Source organism: Streptomyces sp. NPDC060000, assembly GCF_042737375.1.
Lineage (GTDB): Bacteria > Actinomycetota > Actinomycetes > Streptomycetales > Streptomycetaceae > Streptomyces.
On record NZ_JBHWUU010000086.1, the window covers coordinates 13,022 to 35,648 of the forward strand.

The 22,627-nt window shown below is 72.5% G+C and carries 23 protein-coding genes; 8 read left to right on the plus strand and 15 right to left on the minus strand.

Translation table 11 applies throughout. The annotated features are described in order from the left end of the window. Nucleotides 1–24: 24 nt before the first annotated feature. Nucleotides 25–1,398: a DUF692 domain-containing protein gene (locus ACFWBB_RS34770; RefSeq protein WP_385280749.1), complete on the minus strand. Its 1,374-nt coding sequence runs from the start codon at nucleotides 1,396–1,398 to the stop codon at nucleotides 25–27. 379 nt (nucleotides 1,399–1,777) lie between these two features. Continuing rightward, nucleotides 1,778–2,530: a peptidyl-tRNA hydrolase gene (locus tag ACFWBB_RS34775; protein WP_385280752.1), complete on the minus strand. Its 753-nt coding sequence runs from the start codon at nucleotides 2,528–2,530 to the stop codon at nucleotides 1,778–1,780. Between the two features lie 28 nt (nucleotides 2,531–2,558). On the opposite strand from ACFWBB_RS34775, the gene ACFWBB_RS34780 reads away from it, so the two are divergent. Further along, entirely contained in the window at nucleotides 2,559–3,416 is an 858-nt protein-coding gene (locus ACFWBB_RS34780) for an ATP-binding cassette domain-containing protein (protein WP_385280755.1), read from the plus strand. Beyond that, on the plus strand, nucleotides 3,413–4,084 hold the full coding sequence (locus ACFWBB_RS34785) for an ABC transporter (RefSeq protein ID WP_385280758.1): 672 nt from the start codon (nucleotides 3,413–3,415) through the stop codon (nucleotides 4,082–4,084). The genes ACFWBB_RS34780 and ACFWBB_RS34785 overlap by 4 nt, the downstream gene beginning before the upstream one ends. Before the next feature lie 35 nt (nucleotides 4,085–4,119). On the opposite strand, the gene ACFWBB_RS34790 is transcribed toward ACFWBB_RS34785, so the two are convergent. From ACFWBB_RS34790 to zapE, 8 genes are all read right to left on the minus strand, one after another. After that, nucleotides 4,120–4,317, minus strand: coding sequence for a hypothetical protein (locus tag ACFWBB_RS34790; RefSeq protein WP_385280761.1), 198 nt, complete (start codon nucleotides 4,315–4,317; stop codon nucleotides 4,120–4,122). Nucleotides 4,318–4,354: 37 nt separating this feature from the next. Further along, nucleotides 4,355–5,233 carry a polysaccharide deacetylase family protein gene (locus ACFWBB_RS34795; RefSeq protein ID WP_385280764.1) on the minus strand — a complete coding sequence of 293 codons (879 nt, stop codon included), beginning with the start codon at nucleotides 5,231–5,233 and terminating at the stop codon, nucleotides 4,355–4,357. A gap of 110 nt (nucleotides 5,234–5,343) precedes the next feature. Further along, nucleotides 5,344–6,723, minus strand: a complete 1,380-nt coding sequence (locus ACFWBB_RS34800) for an alkaline phosphatase PhoX (protein WP_385280767.1) — start codon at nucleotides 6,721–6,723, stop codon at nucleotides 5,344–5,346. Nucleotides 6,724–6,813: 90 nt separating this feature from the next. Continuing rightward, nucleotides 6,814–7,704 (minus strand): slipin family protein, encoded by an 891-nt coding sequence (locus ACFWBB_RS34805; protein WP_385280770.1) that lies wholly within the window; start codon nucleotides 7,702–7,704, stop codon nucleotides 6,814–6,816. A gap of 116 nt (nucleotides 7,705–7,820) precedes the next feature. Beyond that, nucleotides 7,821–9,329, minus strand: coding sequence for a SulP family inorganic anion transporter (locus ACFWBB_RS34810; protein WP_385280773.1), 1,509 nt, complete (start codon nucleotides 9,327–9,329; stop codon nucleotides 7,821–7,823). Nucleotides 9,330–9,337: 8 nt separating this feature from the next. After that, entirely contained in the window at nucleotides 9,338–9,919 is a 582-nt protein-coding gene (locus ACFWBB_RS34815; RefSeq protein WP_385280776.1) for a carbonic anhydrase, read from the minus strand. 111 nt (nucleotides 9,920–10,030) lie between these two features. Then, on the minus strand, nucleotides 10,031–10,438 hold the full coding sequence (locus tag ACFWBB_RS34820; RefSeq protein WP_385280778.1) for a hypothetical protein: 408 nt from the start codon (nucleotides 10,436–10,438) through the stop codon (nucleotides 10,031–10,033). Between the two features lie 183 nt (nucleotides 10,439–10,621). After that, nucleotides 10,622–11,767, minus strand: coding sequence for a cell division protein ZapE (zapE, locus tag ACFWBB_RS34825; RefSeq protein WP_385280781.1), 1,146 nt, complete (start codon nucleotides 11,765–11,767; stop codon nucleotides 10,622–10,624). On the opposite strand from zapE, the gene ACFWBB_RS34830 reads away from it, so the two are divergent. The 4 genes from ACFWBB_RS34830 to msrB all read left to right on the plus strand — a co-directional run bounded on the left by ACFWBB_RS34830 (nucleotide 11,766) and on the right by msrB (nucleotide 15,295). After that, complete coding sequence (locus ACFWBB_RS34830; RefSeq protein ID WP_385280784.1) at nucleotides 11,766–12,593, plus strand: pyrimidine reductase family protein; 828 nt, start codon at nucleotides 11,766–11,768, stop codon at nucleotides 12,591–12,593. The two genes, zapE and ACFWBB_RS34830, sit on opposite strands and share 2 nt — an antisense overlap. 193 nt (nucleotides 12,594–12,786) lie before the next feature. Then, nucleotides 12,787–13,260, plus strand: coding sequence for an indole-3-glycerol phosphate synthase (locus ACFWBB_RS34835; RefSeq protein WP_385280788.1), 474 nt, complete (start codon nucleotides 12,787–12,789; stop codon nucleotides 13,258–13,260). Between the two features lie 225 nt (nucleotides 13,261–13,485). Next, nucleotides 13,486–14,871 carry a UDP-N-acetylmuramate--L-alanine ligase gene (gene murC / locus ACFWBB_RS34840; protein WP_385280791.1) on the plus strand — a complete coding sequence of 462 codons (1,386 nt, stop codon included), beginning with the start codon at nucleotides 13,486–13,488 and terminating at the stop codon, nucleotides 14,869–14,871. 13 nt (nucleotides 14,872–14,884) lie between these two features. Next, nucleotides 14,885–15,295, plus strand: coding sequence for a peptide-methionine (R)-S-oxide reductase MsrB (gene msrB / locus ACFWBB_RS34845; protein ID WP_385280793.1), 411 nt, complete (start codon nucleotides 14,885–14,887; stop codon nucleotides 15,293–15,295). A gap of 54 nt (nucleotides 15,296–15,349) precedes the next feature. Here msrB and ACFWBB_RS34850 read toward each other — a convergent pair whose 3' ends face one another. Together ACFWBB_RS34850 and ACFWBB_RS34855 are read right to left on the minus strand one after the other, a co-directional pair. Beyond that, nucleotides 15,350–16,351, minus strand: a complete 1,002-nt coding sequence (locus ACFWBB_RS34850; protein ID WP_385280796.1) for a YbhN family protein — start codon at nucleotides 16,349–16,351, stop codon at nucleotides 15,350–15,352. 426 nt (nucleotides 16,352–16,777) lie between these two features. Beyond that, nucleotides 16,778–17,527: a helix-turn-helix domain-containing protein gene (locus ACFWBB_RS34855; protein WP_385280799.1), complete on the minus strand. Its 750-nt coding sequence runs from the start codon at nucleotides 17,525–17,527 to the stop codon at nucleotides 16,778–16,780. A gap of 86 nt (nucleotides 17,528–17,613) precedes the next feature. Between ACFWBB_RS34855 and ACFWBB_RS34860 the strand changes: the two genes are divergently transcribed. Continuing rightward, nucleotides 17,614–18,681: an LLM class flavin-dependent oxidoreductase gene (locus tag ACFWBB_RS34860; RefSeq protein WP_385280802.1), complete on the plus strand. Its 1,068-nt coding sequence runs from the start codon at nucleotides 17,614–17,616 to the stop codon at nucleotides 18,679–18,681. A 114-nt stretch (nucleotides 18,682–18,795) separates the two neighbouring features. Here the strand turns inward: ACFWBB_RS34860 and ACFWBB_RS34865 are convergent, their stop codons facing one another. Then, nucleotides 18,796–20,244: a sensor histidine kinase gene (locus tag ACFWBB_RS34865; protein WP_385280805.1), complete on the minus strand. Its 1,449-nt coding sequence runs from the start codon at nucleotides 20,242–20,244 to the stop codon at nucleotides 18,796–18,798. After that, entirely contained in the window at nucleotides 20,241–20,933 is a 693-nt protein-coding gene (locus ACFWBB_RS34870) for a response regulator transcription factor (protein WP_385280808.1), read from the minus strand. The genes ACFWBB_RS34865 and ACFWBB_RS34870 overlap by 4 nt, the downstream gene beginning before the upstream one ends. A gap of 152 nt (nucleotides 20,934–21,085) precedes the next feature. Here ACFWBB_RS34870 and ACFWBB_RS34875 point away from each other — a divergent pair, with 152 nt between their 5' ends. Next, nucleotides 21,086–22,423: a ferric reductase-like transmembrane domain-containing protein gene (locus ACFWBB_RS34875; RefSeq protein WP_385280811.1), complete on the plus strand. Its 1,338-nt coding sequence runs from the start codon at nucleotides 21,086–21,088 to the stop codon at nucleotides 22,421–22,423. Between the two features lie 78 nt (nucleotides 22,424–22,501). Here ACFWBB_RS34875 and ACFWBB_RS34880 read toward each other — a convergent pair whose 3' ends face one another. Then, a complete protein-coding gene (locus ACFWBB_RS34880; protein WP_385280813.1) occupies nucleotides 22,502–22,627 on the minus strand; it encodes a hypothetical protein in 126 nt (41 codons plus the stop codon).

A 22,627-nucleotide genomic window follows, 5' to 3' on the forward strand; every position in this document is an offset into this window, starting at 1 on the left:
AACCCGGCACATTCGGTCACTTGCTCACCGCCGGATCAGCGCCCGGCCCACCCGCCCCACCTGTCCCAGCCGTGACTTCGGCCTCGGCGCGGGTCCCGAGCGGTCCAGCCACCAGCGGCGCAGTTCGCGTCGGGCCCGGCCCTCCGCGGGCCGTGCGCCCATGAGCAGCTCCTCGGCGAAGTCGAGGGCGTCCTGCCGGTAGCCGCCCCGCATCGGGTGCTCTTGCGCGTAGGTGACGAACGCGGTTCGGTAGCCGCTTCCGAGGATCAGCGGCAGTTCCGGGGCCACCTTCGCCACCACGTCCGCCCGCTTGGCCGCCAGCGCCCGGGACTGCACGCCGAGTCGCACCCGGTCGAAGCCCTCGGGGACCGGCGTCCCGGCGACCAGCGCGGACAGGAGGGCCGCCTGAGCGAGACCGAGGCGCTGACGAGTGGACTCGTCGGGAGCGGTCGGTTCCGCCCTCCGGGCGGGCGCGGCGCAGTCGCCCCCCGCGCCTGCCCCCGTCGCCGCCTCCGTCCCCGCGCCCGTCCTCGCTCCCGCCGGTGACTCCGGCCCCGTCGCGCCACGTGTCGTCCCGCCGAGCTCGACGGCCTCCCGGATCGCGCCCAACTCCCGCTCCAGTTCGGCCGGTTCGGGGAAGTTCTCGTCCCGCTCCAGCAGTACTCCCGGCAGCGGTGCCCGGGACGCGAGATCGGTGAGGATGCCGAGGACGGGCCGGGGCACCGGGTGGGCGTGACTGTCGTGCCAGACGCCGTCCCGTTCGAAGCCGCCCGCGACATGGACGTAGGCGACGGCCTCCAGGGGTAGTTCGGCGAGCGCCTTGGCCGGGTCCTCGCCGCGGTTGACGTGATTGGTGTGCAGGTTGGCCACGTCGATGAGCAGCCGTACGCCCGTGCGGTCGGCCAGCTCGTACAGGAACTGGCCCTCGGTCATCTCCTCGCCCGGCCACGCGACGAGCGCGGCGATGTTCTCGACCGCGAGCGGCACGGGCAGCGCGTCCTGCGCGATACGCACGTTCTCGCACAGCACGCGGAGGGCGTCGCGGGTGCGCGGCACGGGCAGCAGATGCCCGGCCTCCAGACGCGGGGACGCCGTCAGGGGGCCGCCCGCGCGGACGAACGCGATGTGCTCGGTGACCAGCGGCGCGCCCAGGGCCTCGGCCCGCTCGGCGAGCGCGGTCAGCCGTCCCGCGTCAGGCCGCTCCGCATCGCCGAGCCCGAGCGAGACGCCGTGCGGGATCACGGTGATCCCGCGCTCGCGCAGCCGCAGCAGGGAGTCGGGCAGATGCCCGGGACACACGTTCTCGGCGACGGCCTCGACCCAGTCGATCCCCGGCATCCGTTCCACGGCGTCCGCGATCTCCGGCCGCCAGCCGATCCCCGTCCCCAGTCGCCTCATGGTCCCCGCCTCCTGCACGCCCCCTGCGTGGTGACGGTGGTATGGCCCCGCCACCGCCCGCCGAACCGCCCGCCGCCCTCCTTCAGAGCAACATTTGAGGTTCGGGCCCCGCGGGTCCCGCGGGCCCTGCCGCCCCGTCCTGCCGCCCCGACCTGCCGCCCCGCCGCCCCGCCGGGCCGCGGAGCCGCGGATGACGGGGCAGAGTGCTCGAACGATGAGGCAGCCGGGTCGTCGGGCTCCCGGGGGCCGGGGCGGCGCGGCTCCCGGCAGTCGGCAGGGCAGCGCGCGAGCTCCGGGCTTCCGGAGCAGCGGGGCCGCCCGGTCGCCGGGCCGGTCGGCCTACGGACCACCGGGTCCCCAGGGCCGGTCGGCCTACGGGTTACCGGGTCCGCAGGGCCGGGTGGTCCGCGACCACCGTGCAGCTGCCCGGCGCGATCTCGGTGAAGCCCGCGTCCCGCACCAGCGGCAGTCCGCTCTCCGTGAGCTCACGCCACCGCCGCGGCTCGGCCGTCCGCACGGCGAGCGGAAAGCCCGCCTCGCGCCAGGCGGTCCGCTCCTCGTCGGACAGCTCCCACCAGGCGAGCTGCGCGCCGTGCCCCGCCTGCGCCATCGCCTTGCCCGCGGACATGGTGACGTCCGGGTTCTGCCAGATCACCGGTGCCGTCGGGTCGATGCCGACCGGCGGCTCCGGGTCGTCGAGGTCGGTTCCTGAGACCTGGAGCTTGGCCAGGTCCTTGGGCCAGCCGTCCAGCGGGACGGGCGGGAAGACCCGCACCTGCGCCGCCTTGCCCGTGACCGTGATGCCGGGCAGTGTCTCCGCCCGCCGCCACTCGGCGCCCCGCGCCCGCCGCACCACCTTGCGTATCCGGGCGTCCTGCCAGTCACGCACGGCCGCCGCCCACTCGCCCTCACCCAGCGCCCGCTCGTCGGCGAGGAGGGTCAGCACAGCGCGCGCGGCCGTCTCCAGCGCGTCCGTGCGGGCCGGCGGGTCGGCACGCTCGATACGGACCACCAGGGGCAGGACGAACTGCGGAGCCTCGTCCCGCGTCGAGGGCTCGGAACGGAAGGGGCTGTCGCCGGGAACGGCCGGATCACTGGTCACGTCCTCCAGTCTGCCAGGTGGAAGATCCATGGATCCGCGAGCGAAAAGGACGGTCCGCATGCCACGTGAGCTACGGCTGGAGGCCGTGGGCCGCCGCTACGGCGTTCGCGGCCCCTGGGTGTTCCGCGATGTGCATCTGCACCCGGCCGCCGCCACCCTCACCCGCATCGAGGGCTCCAACGGCACCGGCAAGTCCACCCTTCTCCGGCTGCTCGCCCGCATCGACGCCCCGACCGAGGGCAGGGTCACCGGCGCTCCCCGCACCGCCTACGTTCCCGAACGCTTCCCCGCCGCCCTCCCCTTCACCGCTCTCGGCTACCTCACCCACCTCGGCGCCGTCCACGGGCTGTCCCGTACGGCGGCCGAGCGGGCCGCGGGCGACTGGCTGGACCGTTTCGGCGCCACGGCTCACGCCCACACCCCGATGAGCCGGCTGTCCAAGGGCAGCAGTCAGAAGGTCGCCGTGGCACAGGCACTCCTCGCCGAACCGGAGTTGCTGGTGCTGGACGAGGCCTGGACGGGTCTCGACACCGACGCGCGCGACGAACTGGAGCGGGCGGTCGCCGAGCGGACCGCGGCCGGGTCGGCCGTCGTCTTCGTGGACCACGACCCCCGCCGTCTCGCCGGCCGCGCGGACGCCGAGTACACGGTCCGCGACGGCACCCTCCACCGCCGTACCGCGGCGGAACCGGCCGCCGCCCCCGTCGGCCCGCACACGACCGTCGAGGTGCACGGTCCGACGGCCCCGCTCCCCCCGGAAGCGCTCCGGCTGGCCACCGCCGCCGAGGAGACGGCCGACCGCACCCACCGGCTCACCGTGCCCGCCTCCCACTCGGACGTCCTGCTCCGCGTCCTGCTGACCGCCCGCCCGCCGTGGCACGTGGTGAGCGTCCGTCAGGACGGGGGCCCGCGGTGACCGCCCTCCTGCGCTACCAGAGCGCACTGCTCGTGCGCTCGCAGCGCTGGCTGCCCCCGTTCCTCCTGTACGCCGTCCTTCTGGGCATCGGTGTGCAGGGCGGCCAGCCGCTGCTGGACTCGCTCGGCTACACGGCCGCGTTCCTGCTGCCCGTCGCCGCCTGGCTGGTGCGGATCTGTGTCACCAACGAACCACCGGCCGCCCGCAGCGTCGTCGCGGCTGCGGTCGGGTCCGCGCGGGCGCACCTGGCCTGTGTCCTGGTAGCGCTGAGCGCGGCCGCCCTGCTCGGTACGGCGGCGACCGTGATCGTCACGCTCATCAGCGACCCGGTCGGCAGCGACCACCAGAAGCGGATTCCCGTCCTGGAGGCCGCAGGGGCCGGACTGCTCGCCGTCCTGACCTGCGCCCTGCTCGGCGCGGCCGTCGGCGCGCTCACCGCCTGGCCCGTGCTGCGCTCACCGGGCCGGGCGGTCCCGACGCTGCTGCTGGCGGCCCTGCTGGCGTTGGTGGTGTCCGGCTCCCCGGCGCAGGCGGCGGTGAGCGGCCTGGTCGGCGGCTCCCACACGGCGACGGTCCACCTGCCGGTCCTGCCCCTGGCCGCGGCAGCCCTGCTGAGCGCCGCGGCGACGGCCGTGGCCTGCGCGCTCACGTCCCGCCGATCGCCGTGACGACGGAGGCGGCGCGAACGTCGCCCCTGGGCAGGTCACCCCGAGCAGGCGGTCCGCTGGGCTTCCTGCCACTCACACACAGGGCACATCGTGATCCCCCTGTACGACTCCGGATACTCCGTCGGCTTCCGGCACAGCACGCAGTCCGCGTACGGCGGCCCCTCCGCCCTGGGCGGCCGGGTCGCGTCGATCAGGCAGTACTCCCGGTCGCTGTCGCCGCTGTCGTCGCTCATACCTCCAGCGTACGTAGACGACGACGGCGTACGTGACTCACCGTCGTCCGCTCGCCCTTCCGATCAACTCGGACACCTTCACGAACCGGTACCCCTGCCGGCGCAGCTCCGGTACGACGGCACGTACCGCCTGTTCGGTCGTCGGGGCGGCGCTGCGCGTGCAGTGCATGACGACGACGGAGCCGGGCCTGACCCCCTCCAGCACCTGCCGGGCCACCGCGTCCGCGTCGGTCGCGAACGCGTCCCCGCTCACCACGTCCCACTGCACCGCGGTGACGCCCAGGCCGCTCACCGCGCGCAGCGCCCGCCGGTCGTAGCAGCCGCCGGGGAAGCGGAAGTACGGCATCGCGTCCGGCACCCCTGCCTTGCGGAACGCCGTGTACGCCCGCTCCACGTCCGCGCGCATCCGGTCCTCGGGGACGGTCGGCAGGCCGTAGCAGTCATCGGTGAAGGCATAGTGGCTGTACGAGTGGTTGGCGATCTCGAAGCGGGGGTCCCGGCCGAGGGAGCGGGCCTGGTCCGGGTACTCCTCGGCCCACCGGCCGGTCATGAACACGGTGGCCGGCACCTTCAGCGCCCGCAGCGCGGCGATGAGCCCCGGGTTGTCGAAGTGCTCGCCGGCCGCCGCGCGGGCCCCCTGGTCGGCGGTCATGTCGGCGTCGAAGGTGAGGGCGACCGTCTTGCCGGCGGTGCGGGGCGCGTTGCGGAAGACGGGGGTGAGGCCTGCCGGGCCGGGGGCCAGGGTCGGGGGTCGGGAGGGGACGGGCGCCGGGGGCCGGGAGGGGGCGACGGAAGCGTGCGCGGAGCCGGTCGGCCGGACGGCGCGAGGTTCCTGAGCGGTGCCGCAGGCGGTGAGAGGGCTGAGGGCGGCACCGAGGGCGCAGAGGGCGGCCAGGCGACGTACGGGAAGGATCATCGTACGAAGGTATGGGCAGGGCGCTGTTGGTTGTATGTATATATTCCCGCGCCTGTGGTGGTGTCACCCGCCCGGGCTCTCGCTCGCCCGGGCGGGCCGGGACGCGGGGGCTACCGCCGCCAGGGTCCCGTGACCGCGAACGTCGTCCCCGGGGTGTAGCAGTTGACGTACATCGTGTCGCCGTCGGGGGAGAAGGTGACGCCGGCGAACTCGCCCCACTCGGGGGCCTCGGGTGTCCCGATGTTCTGGCGGCCCCGCGCCATCGCGTACACCTCGCCGGTCCTCGTCACGCCGAAGACGTGCTGGGCGCCGTTGCCGTCCTCGCAGACCATCAGACCGCCGCTGGGCGCGAGACAGATGTTGTCAGGGGACTCGCCCGGGAGTCGGACGTCCGTGCCGGGGCCGAAGACGACGACGAGGGTGAGGCGGCGGCGCTGCGGGTCGTACCGCCAGATCTGGCCGAAGTGGTCGGCCGCCGAGCCGTCCGAGCCGCGCGCGAACGACGACACGAAGTACACGCACCGCCCGCCCCAGTAGCAGCCCTCGAGCTTCTGGGCGTGGGTGATGCCCCGCGGGCCGAAGTCCTGCAGACGGACCGGGGTTTCGACGGCCAGGGGGTCCGGTACGTCCACCCACTCGATGCCGTCGAACGCGGCGCCCGGGTCCTGGACCGAGGACAGGTCCGGTACGCCGCGGACGCGCATCGCCTGCAGACGGCCGCCCGCGCGCAGCGAACCCGCCCCGCCCAGCGGCTTCTCCGGGAGGAAACGGTAGAAGAGGCCGAACGGCTCGAGGAACGCGTCCTCGGTCTCGTAGACGATGCCGCGGCGCGGGTCGACGGCGATCGCCTCGTGCTGGAAGCGGCCCATCGCGGTCAACGGGACGGCCCCGCCGCGGCGCGGGTCCGCAGGGTCGACCTCGAAGATGAAGCCGTGGTCCTTGGTGTAGCCGTTGGTGCCGGCCTTGTCCTCGTTCTCCTCGCAGGTCAGCCAGGTGTGCCACGGAGTGGGCCCGCCCGCGCAGTTGACGGCCGTACCGGCGACGGCCACCCGCTCGGAGAGCACGTGGTTGCGGGAGTCCAGCGTCAGGACCGTACAGCCGCCCTTGCCGGCCGGGTCGTAGGTCAGGCCTTCGACCGTGGGGACGGGGAACTTCGCCGTGGGGCGGTTCTCGTGGTTGCGGACCAGGTGGACGCGACCGCCCCGGCCGGGCAGGGCCGTCATGCCGTCGTGGTTGGAGGGCACCGGGCCCTCGCCGGACCGCAGTGGATCGCCCTCGCGGGAGAGGACCCGGTAGCGGAAGCCCGCGGGGAGGTCGAGCAGGCCGTCCGCGTCGGGTACCAGGGGACCGTAACCGTCGTGGCCGGGGTTCTGCGCGGCCGCGGTCGCGGTGCCGGCGAAGAGGTCGGAGAGGGCGCCGGTGAACGCGATGCCCGCTCCCACCCCCAAGGCGCCGGTACCCGCGAGGATCTGACGTCGTGTCGCAGACATGGGAAGACCTTCCTGCTGGCGGACAGGAACTGTGATCCCGCTGTGTCTATCACCCGGGGTGCGCCCCGGGAACCACGCGCGTAGCACGTGTCACTCCTCCACGGCCTCCGGAGGCGGCGGCAGTGGAGGTGGGGGTGGGGGCGGGGAAGAAGGGGGCGCCTGCGGCTGCTGCGCCTGTTGCGGGGGCGGTTGCTGCGCCTGCTGCGGCTGTTGCGGGGGCGGTGGCTGGGCCTTCTCCAGGAAGCGCAGCAGTTCCACCGGGAACGGCAGGACGAGCGTGGAGTTCTTCTCGGCGGCGACCGCCACCACCGTCTGGAGCAGCCGCAACTGGAGCGCGGCGGGCTGCTCGGACATCTCCTTCGCGGCCTCGGCGAGCTTCTTCGACGCCTGGAGCTCGGCGTCCGCGTTGATGATCCGCGCCCGCCGCTCACGGTCGGCCTCGGCCTGCCGGGCCATCGAGCGCTTCATCGTGTCCGGCAGGGACACGTCCTTGATCTCCACCCGGTCGATCTGCACGCCCCAGCCGATGGCGGGGCTGTCGATCATCAGCTCCAGGCCCTCGTTGAGCTTCTCCCGGTTCGACAGCAGGTCGTCCAGCTCGCTCTTGCCGATGATCGAACGCAGCGAGGTCTGCGCCATCTGCGAGACGGCGAAGCGGTAGTCCTCGACGTTGATGATCGCGGCGGACGCGTCCACCACCCGGAAGTACACGACGGCGTCGACCCGCACGGTCACGTTGTCGCGGCTGATGCCCTCCTGGGCGGGGATGGGCATCGTCACGATCTGCATGTTGACCTTGTGCAGCCGGTCCACGGCCGGGACGACCAGGGTGAAGCCCGGCGGGCGGACTTCGCCGCGCAGCCGGCCGAGCCGCAGGACCACCCCGCGCTCGTACTGCTTGACGACCCGCGCCGCCGCCCCGAGGTACACGAGACCTCCGGCGGCGACCGCCGTGGCCGCGCCCAGCACTTCCTGGAGCATGGCGACCTCCTCAGCAAGAGGCCCGTAGGAGCACTTTCTGTCCGCCCCTGTAACGATATGCCCGCCGTCCGGCCCGGGGCCACGCCCCGGGCCCCGGGCCGCACGGCGAGCGGGGACTAGCCGCTCGTGACCGGCTCCGTGACCTTCACGGGTTCCGTCACCTTCACCGGTTCCGTGCCGGCCGCGCTGTGCCGTTCCGCCCAGGCCTCCAGGGCCGTACGGCAGGCGTGGTCGAGGTGGTGCAGACCGGAGAGGTCCAGCTCCACGGGGCGGTCCTGGGGAAGGGCCTCCAGGCTGTCGAGGATCTTCGGCAGCCGCAGGAAGGTCGCGTTGCCCGACAGATACGCCTGGACGGGGCCCGCACCCTTGTCGACGATCTCCATCCTGAGGTGCGAGGCCTCCCACGCCGTCTTGGCGACGGCCAGCGCGAGACCGATGAGCACACCCTCGAACATGCTGACCGCCACGATCGAGACGGCCGTGACGACCAGGATCAGCGCCTCGCCGCGGTGCTCACGCCACAGCCCCACGAGCGCCCGCACGGGCACGAGCTTGGCGCCCGCGTGCACGAGGATGCCGGCCAGCGCCGGGATGGGTATGTACGCCAGGACGTCCGGCAGCAGGGCCGCGAACAGCAGCAGCCACACGCCGTGCAGCACGCGCGACGCCTTGGTCCGCGCGCCCGCCTGTACGTTGGCCGCGCTGCGCACGATCACCGCGGTCATCGGCAGCGCGCCGAGGGCCCCGCAGAGCGCGTTGCCCGCGCCCTGCGCCATCAGCTCCTTGTCGTACTCGGTGCGCGGACCGTCGTGCAGCCGGTCCACGGCCGCCGCACTGAACAGCGACTCGGCGGACGCGATCAGGGTGAACGCGACGATCGTGCCGAGCAGGCCGATGTCCGCCAGCTCACCGAAGGCGCCCAGTGACGGGGGCTGGACGGAGTCCAGCAGCCCCCGCACCTCGACCGTGGCCACGGGCAGGTCCAGCAGCAGGGCGGTGAGCGTGGCCAGGCCCACCGCGGCGAGCGGGCCGGGCACCGTACGGACCTTCGCCGGCATCCGCTTCCACAGCACCAGTACGGCGACGGTGCCGGCGCCGATCGCGAGCGAGGACAGCGCGGCGGTGCTGCCCGCCGCGTCCACGAGCGCCCCGGGCAGAGCGGCGATCTTCTCCGGGCCGGACTCCGGCGCCTTGGCGCCGGCCATCGCGTACAGCTGACCGGCGATCAGCACCAGGCCGATTCCGGCCAGCATGCCCTCGACGACCGAGACCGAGATGGCACGGAAGTAGCGGCCCAGCTTCAGGGCGCCCATGGCGAGCTGCAGGGCGCCCGTGGCGAGGACGATCACTCCGAGGGCGGGCAGGCCGAACTCCCGCACCGCCTCGAAGACCAGCACGGTCAGCCCGGCCGCCGGACCGGACACCTGGAGGGAGCTGCCCCGCAGCACGCCGGTGACCAGGCCGCCGACGATGCCGGTGACGAGCCCGAGCTCGGCCGGTACGCCGGAGGCCACGGCCACGCCCACACACAGCGGGAGCGCGACCAGGAAGACGACGAGGGAGGCGGCGAAGTCCTGCCTGAGGTGGGGGAACCGGGATATTCGCCCGGCGGGCCGCTGGTTCATCGCGGCGCTCACAGGGCTTCGAAGCCGTCGGTGTCCACGCGGTGCTCGCGGACGGCACCGGTGTGCACCTCGTAGTACCAGCCGCGCACCCGCAGCCGGCCGTCGGCCAGCCGCTTCTCCACGCAGGGGTAGGAGCGCAGCCGCAGCAGCTGGGCGAGCACATGGTTCTGCACCGCCCGCATGACCGTCGGGTCGTCGGGGTCGCCGGCCCCCGGTTCGTCCGCGGCGTGCGCGAGCCAGTCGCGTACGGCGGGGACGCCGTCGAGGTCGTCGCCGCGCACCAGCGCGCCGACGGCACCGCAGTGCGAGTGGCCGCAGACGACGACGTCCTGGACGCCGAGCACCTCGACGGCGTACTCGATGGTGGCGGCCTCGCCGGTGGGGCGGTCGGAGCCGTAGGGGGGAACGATGTTGCCCGCGGTGCGCAGTTCGAAGAGTTCGCCGGGACGGGCGCCGGTGATCAGGGCGGGAACGACCCGTGAATCCGAGCAGGTGATGAAGAGGACCTGCGGGGACTGGCCTTCTGCGAGTTTGGCGAACTCCTCAGGGCGCTGTCCGAACGTACGGGCGTTGTCGATGAGGGGCTGCATGACGTGGTGACTCCTCCTGGCGCGCGGTGGGGGCGCGTCGGATGTGCAGGAAACTGCAGGGAACTGCAGGGAACAGGACAGGTGGGGGAAGCGCTGTTCTGCTCTGTTCGCTCAGCAGCGGAAGACCTGGAGTGCAGCCGGGGAGTGGGCCGCCGAGGATCTCGACGGGCGGTGATGGGGGGCGCCGGGCCGGGCCGGCTGATGCGCGGCCGCGGGGTCCTGCGCCAGCAGCGCGCGCTCCGGCTCCTGGGGCGCCGGGGCGGCCGGGGCGGAGGCGCGATGGCGGTCGCGGCTGCGCAGGGGATCCGCGGGACCGCCGGAGCGGTCGCAGTCGCGGAACGTGGCGATCTCGTCGCGCTTCGCTGCGCCGGAGAGTTTGGTTCCGGGCTGGGCCTTGGCCTCGACCTGACGCACCGTGTGCGCGTGTGCGAAGGATGGCGTGGGTGCGAAGAACGGGAGGGCCAGCAGGGCGGCGGTGAGGAGCGAAAGGACGGTCCGGGCCGTCGCACCTCGCAACATACGCCCCCCTCCGGTCACTTCACGCCTCTAGTCCAGACCAAAGGTTGGTCAACCACTGGTCAAGAAACACGTTAACCCTGCGAAGTAGTTTGCAAGGTTAACTCGACGTTTCGAGATGAAGTGCGCCTCAAAAGGGAGGGTTTTCTGGCGCGAATCGACTCTTGACCCGGAGGTCAAGATCGTTTATTGGGGTTCGACGAGTCGCTTCGCGTCGCGGGCCAGCGCGGTGAGCCGGGAGATCGCGCGGAAGTACTTCTTGCGGTAGCCGCCGTTCAGCATCTCCTCGCCGAACAGCCGGTCGAAGGGGAGCCCGGCGGCCAGGACCGGGACCTCGCGGTCGTAGAGCCGGTCGGCCAGGACCACCAGCCGCAGAGCCGTCGACTGGTCGGGCACCGCCCCCACGTTCGTGAGGCAGACCGCCTTCAGGCCGTCCGTCAGTGCGCCGTAACGGCTCGGGTGGACCTTGGCGAGGTGCTCCAGCAGATGCGGGAAGTCGTCGAGCGAGGCGCCCTCGGTGGCATACGCCGCCTTCGTCACCTGCTCGTCGGAGTACGGCGCCGGCGCCTCGGGCAGACCGCGGTGGCGGTAGTCCTCGCCGTCGATGCGCAGCGCGCGGAAGTGCGCCGACAGGCCCTGGATCTCGCGCAGGAAGTCGGCGGACGCGAACCGGCCCTCGCCGAGCTTGCCGGGCAGGGTGTTGGAGGTGGCGGCCAGCGCGACACCCGCCTCGACCAGTTTGCCGAGCAGCGTCGAGACGAGAACGGTGTCGCCCGGGTCGTCCAGCTCGAACTCGTCGATGCACAGCAGGCGGTGTCCCGAGAGGGTCCGCACGGTCTGCTGGAAGCCGAGGGCGCCGACCAGGTTGGTCAGCTCGACGAAGGTGCCGAAGGCCTTCAGGGCGGGCTCGGCCGGGGTGGCGTGCCACAGGGACGCCAGCAGGTGGGTCTTCCCGACGCCGTAGCCGCCGTCCAGGTAGACGCCACGCGGTCCGGCGGGGATTTTGGGTGTCTTCGCCCTGCCGAAGCCGAGGAACCCCCGCCTGGCGGTGCCCGTGGCGTGCGCGCCGCCGAGTCCGGCCGCGAAGCCCTCCAGGACGCCGACCGCCGCGGTCTGGCTGGGCTGGTTCGGATCCGGGATGTACGTGCTGAAACGGACCGAGTCGAAGCGTGGCGGCGGGATCATCTCGGCGACCAGCCGGTCCGCGGGGACATGCGGCTGACGGGTGCAGAGGGACACCGGGGCCGCGTCGGCTATCGGACGGACGCCGGGGGCGGGGGAGGAGGACGACACGGTCCCCCATGCTACGGGGCGTGCCAGACTGCCTGGCATGCGACGGCTGTTCCCTGTGACCGACCAGACAGTGACGACCGGCTCGGGCGGCCTGCCGCCCCGGGGCCCCGGTGAGGGGGGTGGCGCGGCGGAGGACCGTGAGTGGAGCCTCGGCGAGCTCGCGGACGCCTACGGGTACCCCGAGCCCGGACCCGGGGGGCCACGGCCCTGGCTGCGGGCCAACATGGTGGCGACGCTCGACGGCGCCGCCCAGCACGACGGGCGTTCCCAGCCCATCTCCACCGCCACCGACATGCGGATCTTCGGCACGCTGCGCGGCCTCGCCGACGTGGTGGTCGTGGGCGCGGAAACGGTACGTCTGGAGGGGTACCGCCCGGCACGCGCGCGTGCCGAGTTCGCCGCGCCGCGCGAGGCGGCCGGGCAGGGGCCCGCTCCCGCCGTCGCGGTGGTCAGCGCCGGCCTGGACCTGGACTTCTCGCTACCGCTCTTCACCTCGCCGCTGGTCCCCACCCTGATCCTGACGGGCGCCGCGGCGGCCCCCGACAAGGTCGCGGCGGCGGAGAAGGCGGGCGCGCGGGTGGTGGTCGCCGGGGACGGCATGGGGGTCGAGCCGGCCCGGGCCGTACAGGCTCTCGCCGAACTCGGGCACACCCGGCTGCTGACGGAGGGCGGGCCCCGCCTCCTGGGTCAGTTCGTCGCCGCCGGGGTACTGGACGAACTCTGTCTGACCGTCTCCCCGATGCTCACCGTCGGCGACGCGCAGCGGATCACGGGCGGCCCGTCGGTCGCGGTTCCGCACCGGTTCGCACTGGTGTCCCTCCTGGAGGAGGAGGGTTTCCTGTTCGGCAGGTACCGGCGGCCGTGAGTGCCGGATACGAGTTCTGTCGTCGCCTTTGGTCCTGAAAACAGCGGAATTGGCCGTTCCGTTCAGCGTCCGGCGGGCACACTGAATCTCGCAGTCCCCGTGCGACCACGGGGAAGGATGGTTTCCGCAGGGCCATGAACGGCCCACGGAGGAGTGAGGGCCACGGGGGTCCTCGAAGGAGAATGGGGCGCTGGTGTTCACAAGCGTTTTGATGATCGAGAAGGCCCTGACGTCCGCCGACGTGGAGTTCGTCAGCACCTTGCACGGAGACGAGCCGGTCTCCTTCCAGGTGCTGCTCCAGCCGCGCGGCGACCAGGCGGACCGCTTGCTGCGGGCCATCGACGACGTGGCTCTCGGCGAACTGGACGAGGCGGCACGGGAGGGCGAGACGCCCGAGGGGGACGAGGCGAAGGGGTTCGGGGTACGGGCCCTGGAGGTCTCCTTGCAGGCACTGCACGCGGCGGGCAGCGAGGCGGTGGGCCGCCTCGTCGAGGAGCATCCGCTGGACGCGCTGAAGTCCCTGGTGGCGGAGGCGCGGGCGGACGAGGTGATCGTCCTGACCGACCCCCACTACGTCGAGGAGTTCTTCCACCGGGACTGGGCCTCCCGGGCCCGGCACAAGGTGGGCGTGCCGGTGCTGAAACTCTTCTCGCACAGCAAGGCGTGAGCGGGCCGCCACCTTGTTGGGGGCCGTGATGTGCGGGTGCGGGTGCGGGTATGGGTGCGGGTGCGGGTGTGCAGCCGCCGCGCGCGCCCGCGCGGCGGGGCCGTGCGTCGGCCCGTCGCCTTCGCCCAGCGGTACGGCCCCGCGCCCCTGGGTGGGTGCGGGGCGCCTCGCGCAATAGGGTGGGGGCGCACCGAACCCGTCGTAGCGCACCCTGGGAGAACACGCATGGCACCCGGCCTTCCTACCGCCATGGACCGACCGCACTTCATCGGCATCGGTGGGGCGGGGATGTCGGGGATCGCGAAGATCCTGGCTCAGCGCGGGGCGAAGGTGGCCGGCAGCGACGCCAGGGAGTCCGAGACCGCGGCGGCGCTGCGGGCGCTCGGGGCGACCGTCCACATCGGCCACGCCGCCGGGCACCTGGCCGACGACGCCAGCTGTGTCGTCGTGTCGTCGGCGATCCGCGCGGAAAACCCGGAGCTGGCCCGCGCGGCCGAGCTGGGGATTCCCGTCGTCCACCGTTCGGACGCGCTCGCCCGGCTGATGGACGGGTTGCGGCCGATCGCCGTCGCCGGCACGCACGGCAAGACGACCACCACGTCCATGCTGGCGGTGTCGCTGTCCGAGCTGGGCCTCAACCCCTCGTACGCGATCGGCGGCGACCTGGACGCGCCAGGCTCCAACGCGCTGCACGGCGAGGGCGAGATCTTCGTCGCCGAGGCGGACGAGTCGGACCGCAGCTTCCACAAGTACGCGCCCGAGGTCGCCATCGTCCTCAACGTCGAGCTGGACCACCACGCGAACTACGCCTCGATGGACGAGATCTACGAGTCCTTCGAGACCTTCGCCGGGAAGATCGTGCCCGGCGGCACCCTGGTGATCACCTCCGACCACGAGGGCGCGCGGGAACTGACCCGGCGGGTCGAGGGCGTACGGGTGGTGACGTACGGGGAGGCCGAGGACGCCGACGTGCGGGTGCTGTCCGTCGTCCCCCAGGGGCTGAAGAGCGAGGTGACCGTGCTGCTCGACGGGCAGCGGCTCACCTTCGCGGTCTCGGTGCCCGGCCGCCACTACGCGCACAACGCCGTCGCCGCGCTGGCGGCGGGCGTCGCCCTGGGCGTCCCGGCCGCGGAACTGGCCCCCGCGCTGGCCGCGTACACGGGCGTCAAGCGCCGGCTTCAGCTCAAGGGCGAGGCGGCGGGCGTCCAGGTCGTCGACTCCTACGCCCATCACCCGACGGAGATGACGGCCGACCTGGAGGCGATGCGCGCCGCGGTGGGTGACGCCCGCATCCTCGTCCTCTTCCAGCCGCACCTGTTCTCCAGGACCCAGGAGCTCGGCACGGAGATGGGGCAGTCGCTGGCCCTGGCGGACGCCTCCGTCGTCCTCGACATCTACCCGGCCCGCGAGGACCCGATCCCGGGCGTGACCAGCGAGCTGATCATCGACGCGGCCCGGGCGGCGGGCGCGGACGTGACCGCGGTGCACGACAAGGACACGGCGCCGGAGGTGGTGGCGGGAATGGCGAAGGCCGGTGATCTCGTTCTCACCATGGGCGCGGGTGACGTGACGGACCTGGGCCCGCGCATTCTGGACCGTCTTTCCCAGTAAGGGGCTGAGGCTCATGTCGTACGACGTCGAAAAGCCGGACGAGCAGTGGCGGGCGGAGCTGACCCCGGCCGAGTACGCCGTTCTGCGGCAGGCCGCCACCGAGCCCGCGTTCACCGGTGAGTACACCGACACCAAGGCCGAGGGCGTCTACTCCTGCCGGGCCTGTGGTGCCGAACTGTTCACCTCCGGGACCAAGTTCGACTCCCACTGCGGCTGGCCGTCCTTCTTCGACCCGAAGGACACCGACGCGGTGGAACTGATCGAGGACCGCTCGCACGGGATGCTGCGCACCGAGGTGCGGTGTGCCCGGTGCGGTTCGCACCTCGGGCACGTCTTCGCGGGCGAGGGGTACGCGACCCCGACCGACCAGCGGTACTGCATCAACAGCGTCTCGCTGCGGCTTGCGGAGGACGGCGCGGGCTGACGGTGACGACGGACGGCGCGGGCTACGTGACGACGGACGGCGGGGGCCGGCGGCTCACAGGTGCTTCCGCTGCACCAGTGCCGACAGCACCAGCATCCCGGGCAGCAGGGGCAGCCAGACCGTGAGCACCCGGTAGCCGATGACCGTCGCCGTGGCGAGGGGCAGCGGGGTGCCGTAGCCCGCCAGGGTGAGGACCAGGGCCGCGTCGACCGGGCCGATCCCGCCCGGTGCGGGGACGGCGCCGGCCGCGGTGCTCGCCGCGAGGAACGCGAAGAGCAACTGCGCCCAGGACAGGGGCAGGCCGAGCGCCGTGCCCACCGAGGCCACCACGCTCGCCTGGATCAGCGGCGCGGCGATCGCCCCGCCCCACAGGGGCAGGAAGCGGGCGGGGCGCGTGTGCAGATGCCGGGCGTCCGTGAGGGCCGTACGCACGAAGTCCACGGTGGGCCGGCGCAGCGGCCGGACGAGGACGAACAGCGCCGCTCCCGCCGCGGGGACGAGCAGCAGGCCCCCGGCGGCCAGCAACAGCGTCCGTCCCTCGGGGAGAAGCCTGGCGGGCGGCACGGCGCTGGGTGCGGCGAGCAGGAAGCCCAGCACGACGGGTGTCTTCGCCACGGCTCTGACCAGCGAGTACAGGGCGATCGAGGCGGTGGCGCGGGGCAGGGGGACGCCCTGGCGTTGCAGGAAGCGGACCGTGACCGCGTGGGCGCCTATGCTCGCCGGCAGTATGTGGTTCGCGGCGCCCGCGGCGATCTGTGAGGCCACCAGCAGACCCGGTGGCAGCCGGTCCGTGATCGCGCCCTGGCGGACGCAGGCCGCGGCGACCGAGCCCAGGTAGCTGAAGAGGAGCCCGACCAGCAGCCACCAGGGATCGGCGCCGGCCAGCAGGGCGGTGCCGTCTCGCACGGCGTGCCAGTCGACCGCCGCCCACACCGCGAGCAGCAGGACCGGGAACAGGCAGAGGGCACGGCGGGTGGCGGCGGCGGCCCGGGGGCGGCGGCGGCCGTCCGTGCGCGGGGGCGGCGACGCGGGGTCGTCGAGGGGCAGCAGGGACACGGCGCACGTCGTCCTTCCGCGTCGTGACCGCGCGCGGCGGCGCGACGGATCGGGCCTGGGGAGGGGACAGGGACGTCGTTCCCCTCCGGTGTGACGGTGCGGTGTCCGTGAGCCGACGGAGTGCGGGCCGAAGGGCGACCGCCGTGCGGTGGGGCAGGTGCGGTGGGGCAAGGTGCGGTGGCGCAAGCGCGGTGGGGTGGAACAGGCGCGGTGGGGCAAGGTGCGGTGGAGCAGGTGCGGTGGCCCGAGTGCGGTGGGGCGAGGGGTGGTGGGGCCGGGGAGGTGCGATGAGGCTGTGGGATTTCTGCCCGTACCCCTCGCGGTTCATCCCGGGCACCTCCCGGGGTGAGTAGTTGTCAGGACTTGTGGGTGAGTCCTTGATCACCGGGCCATGCCCTCTGTCGGCCTTGATGTCAGCTGGTGATGTCAACCATGTCTTCCGCCGGCGGCCGCCTGCAGCGCCTCGGCGGTTGCCGAGTCCACCGGGAGGAACGCCTCCAGTTTCAGCTCGGTGAGGGTCACGTCGATCGCGGTGGCGAACGTCGTCACGGTCGTCACCAGGTGCAGCTCACCGTGCGACGTCTCCAGGTGGAGCGGGACCGCGAAGCCGAGAGCGCCGGCGGCCCACTCCAACTCGGGTACGTATTGCGAGAGTTCGGCACGCAGCTCTTCCTGGTGGTCCAGGCGCGTCAGGATGTGACGCGCCCATTCGGCGAAGTTACGGATGCGGGGTGCCATTCCGTGGGGATGGAGGGCGAGGCGGTACACGTTCGTCCCCGGGCCGACCAGCTCGGGGGCCGCACCCTCGGTGATCAGGTCGAGTGCCTTGTTGGCGGCGATCAGATCACCGTTCCGGTCCACGACGAGCGCGGGATAGGGAAGGTGCCCGTGCAGGATGTGGTCCATCGCCGCACGTACAGGGGCCAGGACCGGATCGTCGAGGGCGTTCTCCGGATAGACGGGCGCGTATCCGGCGGCCAGCAGCAGCTCATTGCGCTCCCGCAACGGCAGTTCCAACGACTCGGCCAGGCGTACGACCAGGTTCCGGCCGGGGGTGGACCTGCCGGACTCGACGAAACTGAGGTGCCGCTGGGTGGTACCGGCCCGCAGCGCCAGGTCGAGCTGGCTGAGACGGCGACGGGTACGGCGTTCACGGAGCGCAGTTGGGAAGTCCACAGGCCTGTTGTAGCGGCCGGGGCGGAGGTCCGGCCATTCCCTGGAGGGAATTGTGGGCACCGTCGCCGGCCGGGAGCATCTGGGGCATGGACATCGGCGTACTCCTCCCGACCGGAAAGGCCCAGTGGGGCGCGGACGACGACCCCCGGAGCCTGATCGCCTTCGGCGTCCGGGCGGAACGGTCGGGCTTCTCTTCGCTCTTCGTCAACGACTCCCTGATCAGCCCGCGTATCGAGGCGCTCACGATGCTGGCCGCGCTCGCCCCCGCGACCGAGCGCGTGACGCTGGGGACCGGTGCGCTGCTGCCATTCCTACGCCGCCCGATCCAGGTCGCGCAGTCGCTGGCGTCGATCGACCTGCTGTCCGGCGGCCGGCTCACCGTGGCGGTCGGCGCCGGCTTCCCCGGACGTTTCGGACGGCCCTTCTACACGCTGTCCGAGGTGCCGTGGGAGCGCCGCTTCGCCCGGCTTGACGAGACCGTGGCGCTCTGGCGCGGCCTGTGGACCGGCGCCACCTCCTTCCACGGCGAGATCCTCCAGTTCGACGACATCCCGCCCGCGACCCTGCCCTTGCGCGCAGGCGGCCCGCCGATCTGGCTCGGCGGCGCGTCCCCGGCCGCGCTGGCCCGCACCGGTCGGCTGTACGACGGCTGGCTCCCCTACCCGCCCGACCCGGCCGATTACGAGTCCGGTCTGCTGGACGTACGGAAGGCGGCGGCCGAGGCTGGGCGCCCGGCCGACGACGTCACCCCGGCCCTGTTCGTTTCCGTACGGGTCGATGACGGCGTCGAGAACGGCCGCCGGGCGCTCGACGACCACGCACGGGCCGCCTACGGCATGCCGCTGGAAGAACTGGAGAAGATCCAGGCGGTCGTCACCGGCTCCGCCGAGCAGGTTCTCGACGGCCTCGGCCGGTACGTCGCCGCCGGCGCGCGCCATCTCGTCATCCGCCTCGCCGCCCTCGACCTGCGCTCACAGCACGACCAACTCGAGCGCATCGCCGCCCTGATCCCCGATCTCCGGGCATCGGCGGTTCACGCCTCGTCCTCGGCAGGCGCGCTCACTCCGGACGCGGCCTGCTCAATGACTATCAGTCGATCACTCGGGAAAGTACGCCCTTCACATGCTCCCCGAGCCCCAGTCGACAAGTCCTGAGCATTGTTCCCCGGGGTGCACCGGCCCGCAGTACCGCCGGCCCCTCGCGGCTGCTCCGGTCGGCCATCGTGACGGGCGTCGGCAGGCGGTGGCCGCCACGGCGCGAAGGGCCGCTCAGCTCCCCGGCCCGCCCGGGGGCAGTGTCACCGTGAACACCGTTGCCCCCGCCGTGTCGTCCAGTTCCAGCGAGCCCCCGTGCGCTCGCACCAGGGACCGGGCGACCGACAGGCCGAGGCCGCTGCCGCCGCGGTCACGGCTGCGGGCCTTGTCGACGCGGTAGAAGCGGTCGAAGACGCGGTCGCGGTCACCGGGCGGGATGCCGGGGCCCTGGTCGGTGACGTGCACCCGTGCGGTGCCCGACGAGAGGGACGCCCCGACGGAGACGGGGGTGCCGGCCGGGGTGTGCACGGCCGCGTTGGTGAGGAGGTTGTCCAGGACCTGGCGGATGCGGTGCGGGTCCATCCGCAGCGGCACGGCGGCCGGGCCCGGCGTCACCGTCAGCGCATGGCCGGGGTGACTCGCGCGGAACGCGTCGGCCGCCTGCTCGACCAGCTCCACCAGGTCCGCGTTCTCCATCCGCAGGGGCGTCTCCACCTCGGCCGCGTCCAGACGGGCGAGCAGCAGCAGGTCGTCGAGGAGGAAGCCCATCCGGGCGGCCTCGGCGCGCAGCCGGGCCAGGTGTTTGTCCCGTTCCCCGGGCGCGTTGGCGGCCGCGTACTGGAAGAGGTCCGCGTAACCGCGCACCGACATCAGCGGCGTGCGCAGTTCGTGCGAGGCGTCGGCGACGAACCGGCGCAGGCGCTGTTCCGCCTCCGCCCGCACGGCGAGGGAGTCGTCGATGTGCTGCAACATCGTGTTGAAGGCCGTGCGCAGTTCCTCGACCTCGGGGCCGCCGCCCAGGGCGTCCGCGCGCAGCGTGAGGCGGGACGCCGACTCGGTGAGGTTGTGCGAGGTGATGCCGTGCGCGGTGTGCGCCATGTCGCTCAGCGGTTTCAGACCGCGCCGCAGCAGGGCCCGGCCGAAGACCACGAGGGCAAGCAGCGCCAGGCCGAAGGTGACGACCTGGATCGTGATCAGCTGGCGGACGGTGTCCTCCAGGTCGTTCATGGAGGCGCCGCTGACCAGCACCACTCCGGGCTCCACCGTGCAGGCGCGCAGCCGGTACACGCCGTCGCCCGCGAGGTGCGCGGTGCCCAGCACCTCCGAGTGGGCGATCGTCTGCGCCTTGGCCAGGGCGGTGAGGTCGTCGACGTCCTCGGGCAGGTCACCGGGGTCCTCGGGCTCGCGCAGCACGGGCTTGCCGTCCCGCACGTCGTACACGGCGTAGTACCAGCCCCAGTACTTCTTCCCGGTCAGCGAGCCGGAGTCCACGATGCTCTTGGACTGCGCGACCTGGGCGATCGCGAGCTGGTCGTCGAGCTGGGCCGACAGGTAGTCCCGCATATAGGTGGTCAGGGCCGTGCCGACGACCGCGAACACCACCAGTGACAGCGCGCCGAGACCCAGCGCCAGCCGGGTGCCGAGCCGCAGTCTGCGGTACGTCTGCCAGACCCGGCCGATCACTCGGCCGCCTGCCGGATCACGTACCCGAAACCGCGCACCGTCCGGATCATCGGTTCGTCACCTGTCGGGTCGAGCTTGCGGCGCAGTCGGCTGACGACGAGCTCGACGACGTTGGAACGGCCGCCGAAGCCGTACTCCCACACGTGGTCGAGGATCTGCGCCTTGGTGAGCACGGTCGGCGACTTGCGCATCAGATAGCGCAGCACCTCGTACTCGGTGGGGGTGAGCGTCAGCAGTCTTCCGCCGCGCCGGACCTCCCGGGTGTCCTCGTCCATGGTGAGGTCCGCGACCCGCAGCACGGAGCGCTGGGCGCCGGGGCCGGCGCTGCGCCGCAGCACGGTCCGCAACCGGGCCATCAGCTCCTCCACGGCGAACGGTTTCACCAGGTAGTCGTCCCCGCCCCGGGTCAGCCCCGCGACCCGGTCGGCGACGCCGTCGCGCGCGGTGAGGAACACCACCGGCACCATCGTGCCGCTGTGCCGCAGCCGGTCGAGCACGCCGAAGCCGTCGATGTCGGGCAGCATCAGGTCGAGCACCACGATGTCCGGACGGAAGTCGGCGGCACGGCGAAGCGCCTCCGCACCCGAGTTCGCGGTGACCGCGTCCCAGCCCTCGTAACGGGCGACCGTCGCCACGAGATCGGCGATCGGCGGGTCGTCGTCCACGACGAGGAGTCGTACTTTTTCCACCCGCTCATAGTGCGCCACACCTCGCGCGGCACCGGCCTCGCGTCCCACGCGCGCGTGAATCGATAAGATCTTGAAAGTTGTACGACAGGAAAACGACAGCGAAGCACGGAGAAGCTCTGTGTTCTGAGGACCCGATCTAGGAGTTTCCGTCCGTGACGACCGTCCAATCGCCTCCCGTACCCCCCACGGCGATACGTCCCAAAGTGGTGGCCCGCACCGGCCTGTACGCCGTGCTGGCCGTGAACGCGGCCGTCGTGACCCTCTTCGCCGTCCAGGCCGGCTTCGCCTCCAACGCGCTGGTCGTGATCGGCCGCTTCGCCGGCCTGTACGGCGCTCTGCTGATGGCGTTCCAGCTGCTGCTGGTGGCCCGGCTGCCCTGGCTGGACCGCCGCATCGGCATGGACCGGCTGACCAACTGGCACCGCTGGACCGGCTTCGGCCTGCTCTGGACGCTGGTCGGCCACGTGGTGTTCATCACCTTCGGCTATGCCGACTCCTCGTCGATGAACCCGGTGAGCCAGCTCGTCGACCTCGCCGAGACCGTCGAGGGCGTACTGCGCGCCGTCGTCGCGCTGGTGCTGATCCTGGTCATCGGCGGCGTCTCCGCCCGCTGGGCCCGCCGTCGCCTCGCCTACGAGACCTGGCACTTCATCCACCTGTACACGTACGTCGCCGTGGTGCTGGCCTTCACCCACCAGGTAGCGGTCGGTACGACCTTCACCGCGTCGTCCGCCGCCACGGCGTACTGGTACGCGGTGTGGGGCGTCGCCCTCGGCTCGGTGTTCCTGGGCCGGCTGGCCCTGCCGCTCTGGCGGAACCGGCGCCATCAATTCCGCGTCGAGGCGGTCGTCCCCGAGGCCGACAACGTCGTCTCCGTCTACATCACCGGCCGTGACCTGGACAGGCTTCCCGCCCGGGCCGGCCAGTTCTTCCTGTGGCGGTTCCTGACCAAGGACCGCTGGTGGCAGGCGAACCCCTTCTCCCTGTCGGCCGCGCCCGACGGCACCCGGCTGCGCCTCACCGCGAAGGCGGCGGGCGACGGTTCGGCAGGACTGCGGCACATCAAGCCCGGCACGCGCGTCTTCGCGGAAGGCCCCTACGGCGCCTTCACCGCCATGCACCGCACCCGTCCCGAGGCCCTGCTCATCGCCGGCGGCGTCGGCGTCACCCCGATCCGGGCACTCCTCGAGGAGATCCACGGACACGCGGTGGTCATCTACCGGGTGGCCGGCGAGCGCGACGCCGTCCTCTACGACGAGCTGCGCGAGCTGGCCGTAGCCAAGGGCGCCGAGCTGCACCTGGTCACCGGGCCACCGGTGCCGGACCGGCTGGCGCCGCGCGAACTGGCCGCCCTCGTACCGGACATCGCGGAGCGGGACGTCTTCCTGTGCGGACCGCCGCCGATGATGAACGCGGTCCTCGGCACCCTGCGCGAGCTGGACGTGCCCAAGCCGCAGATCCACTTCGAGCGCTTCAGCCTGGCGGGATGAGAGATATGAGGAAGACGCTGTGAAGCGAGCAATACCTGTCCTGGTCCTCTCCTTGGCGGGGCTGATCCCGCTCTGGCGCTACGAGCCGTCGACCGGTACGACGACATCCACCACCGAGGCCGCCTCGACGCCCTCCGTGTCCTCCTCCACGTCGTCCTCGGGCGCTTCCGGCGCAACGGGCTCTTCGGGCTCGACCACCGTCAC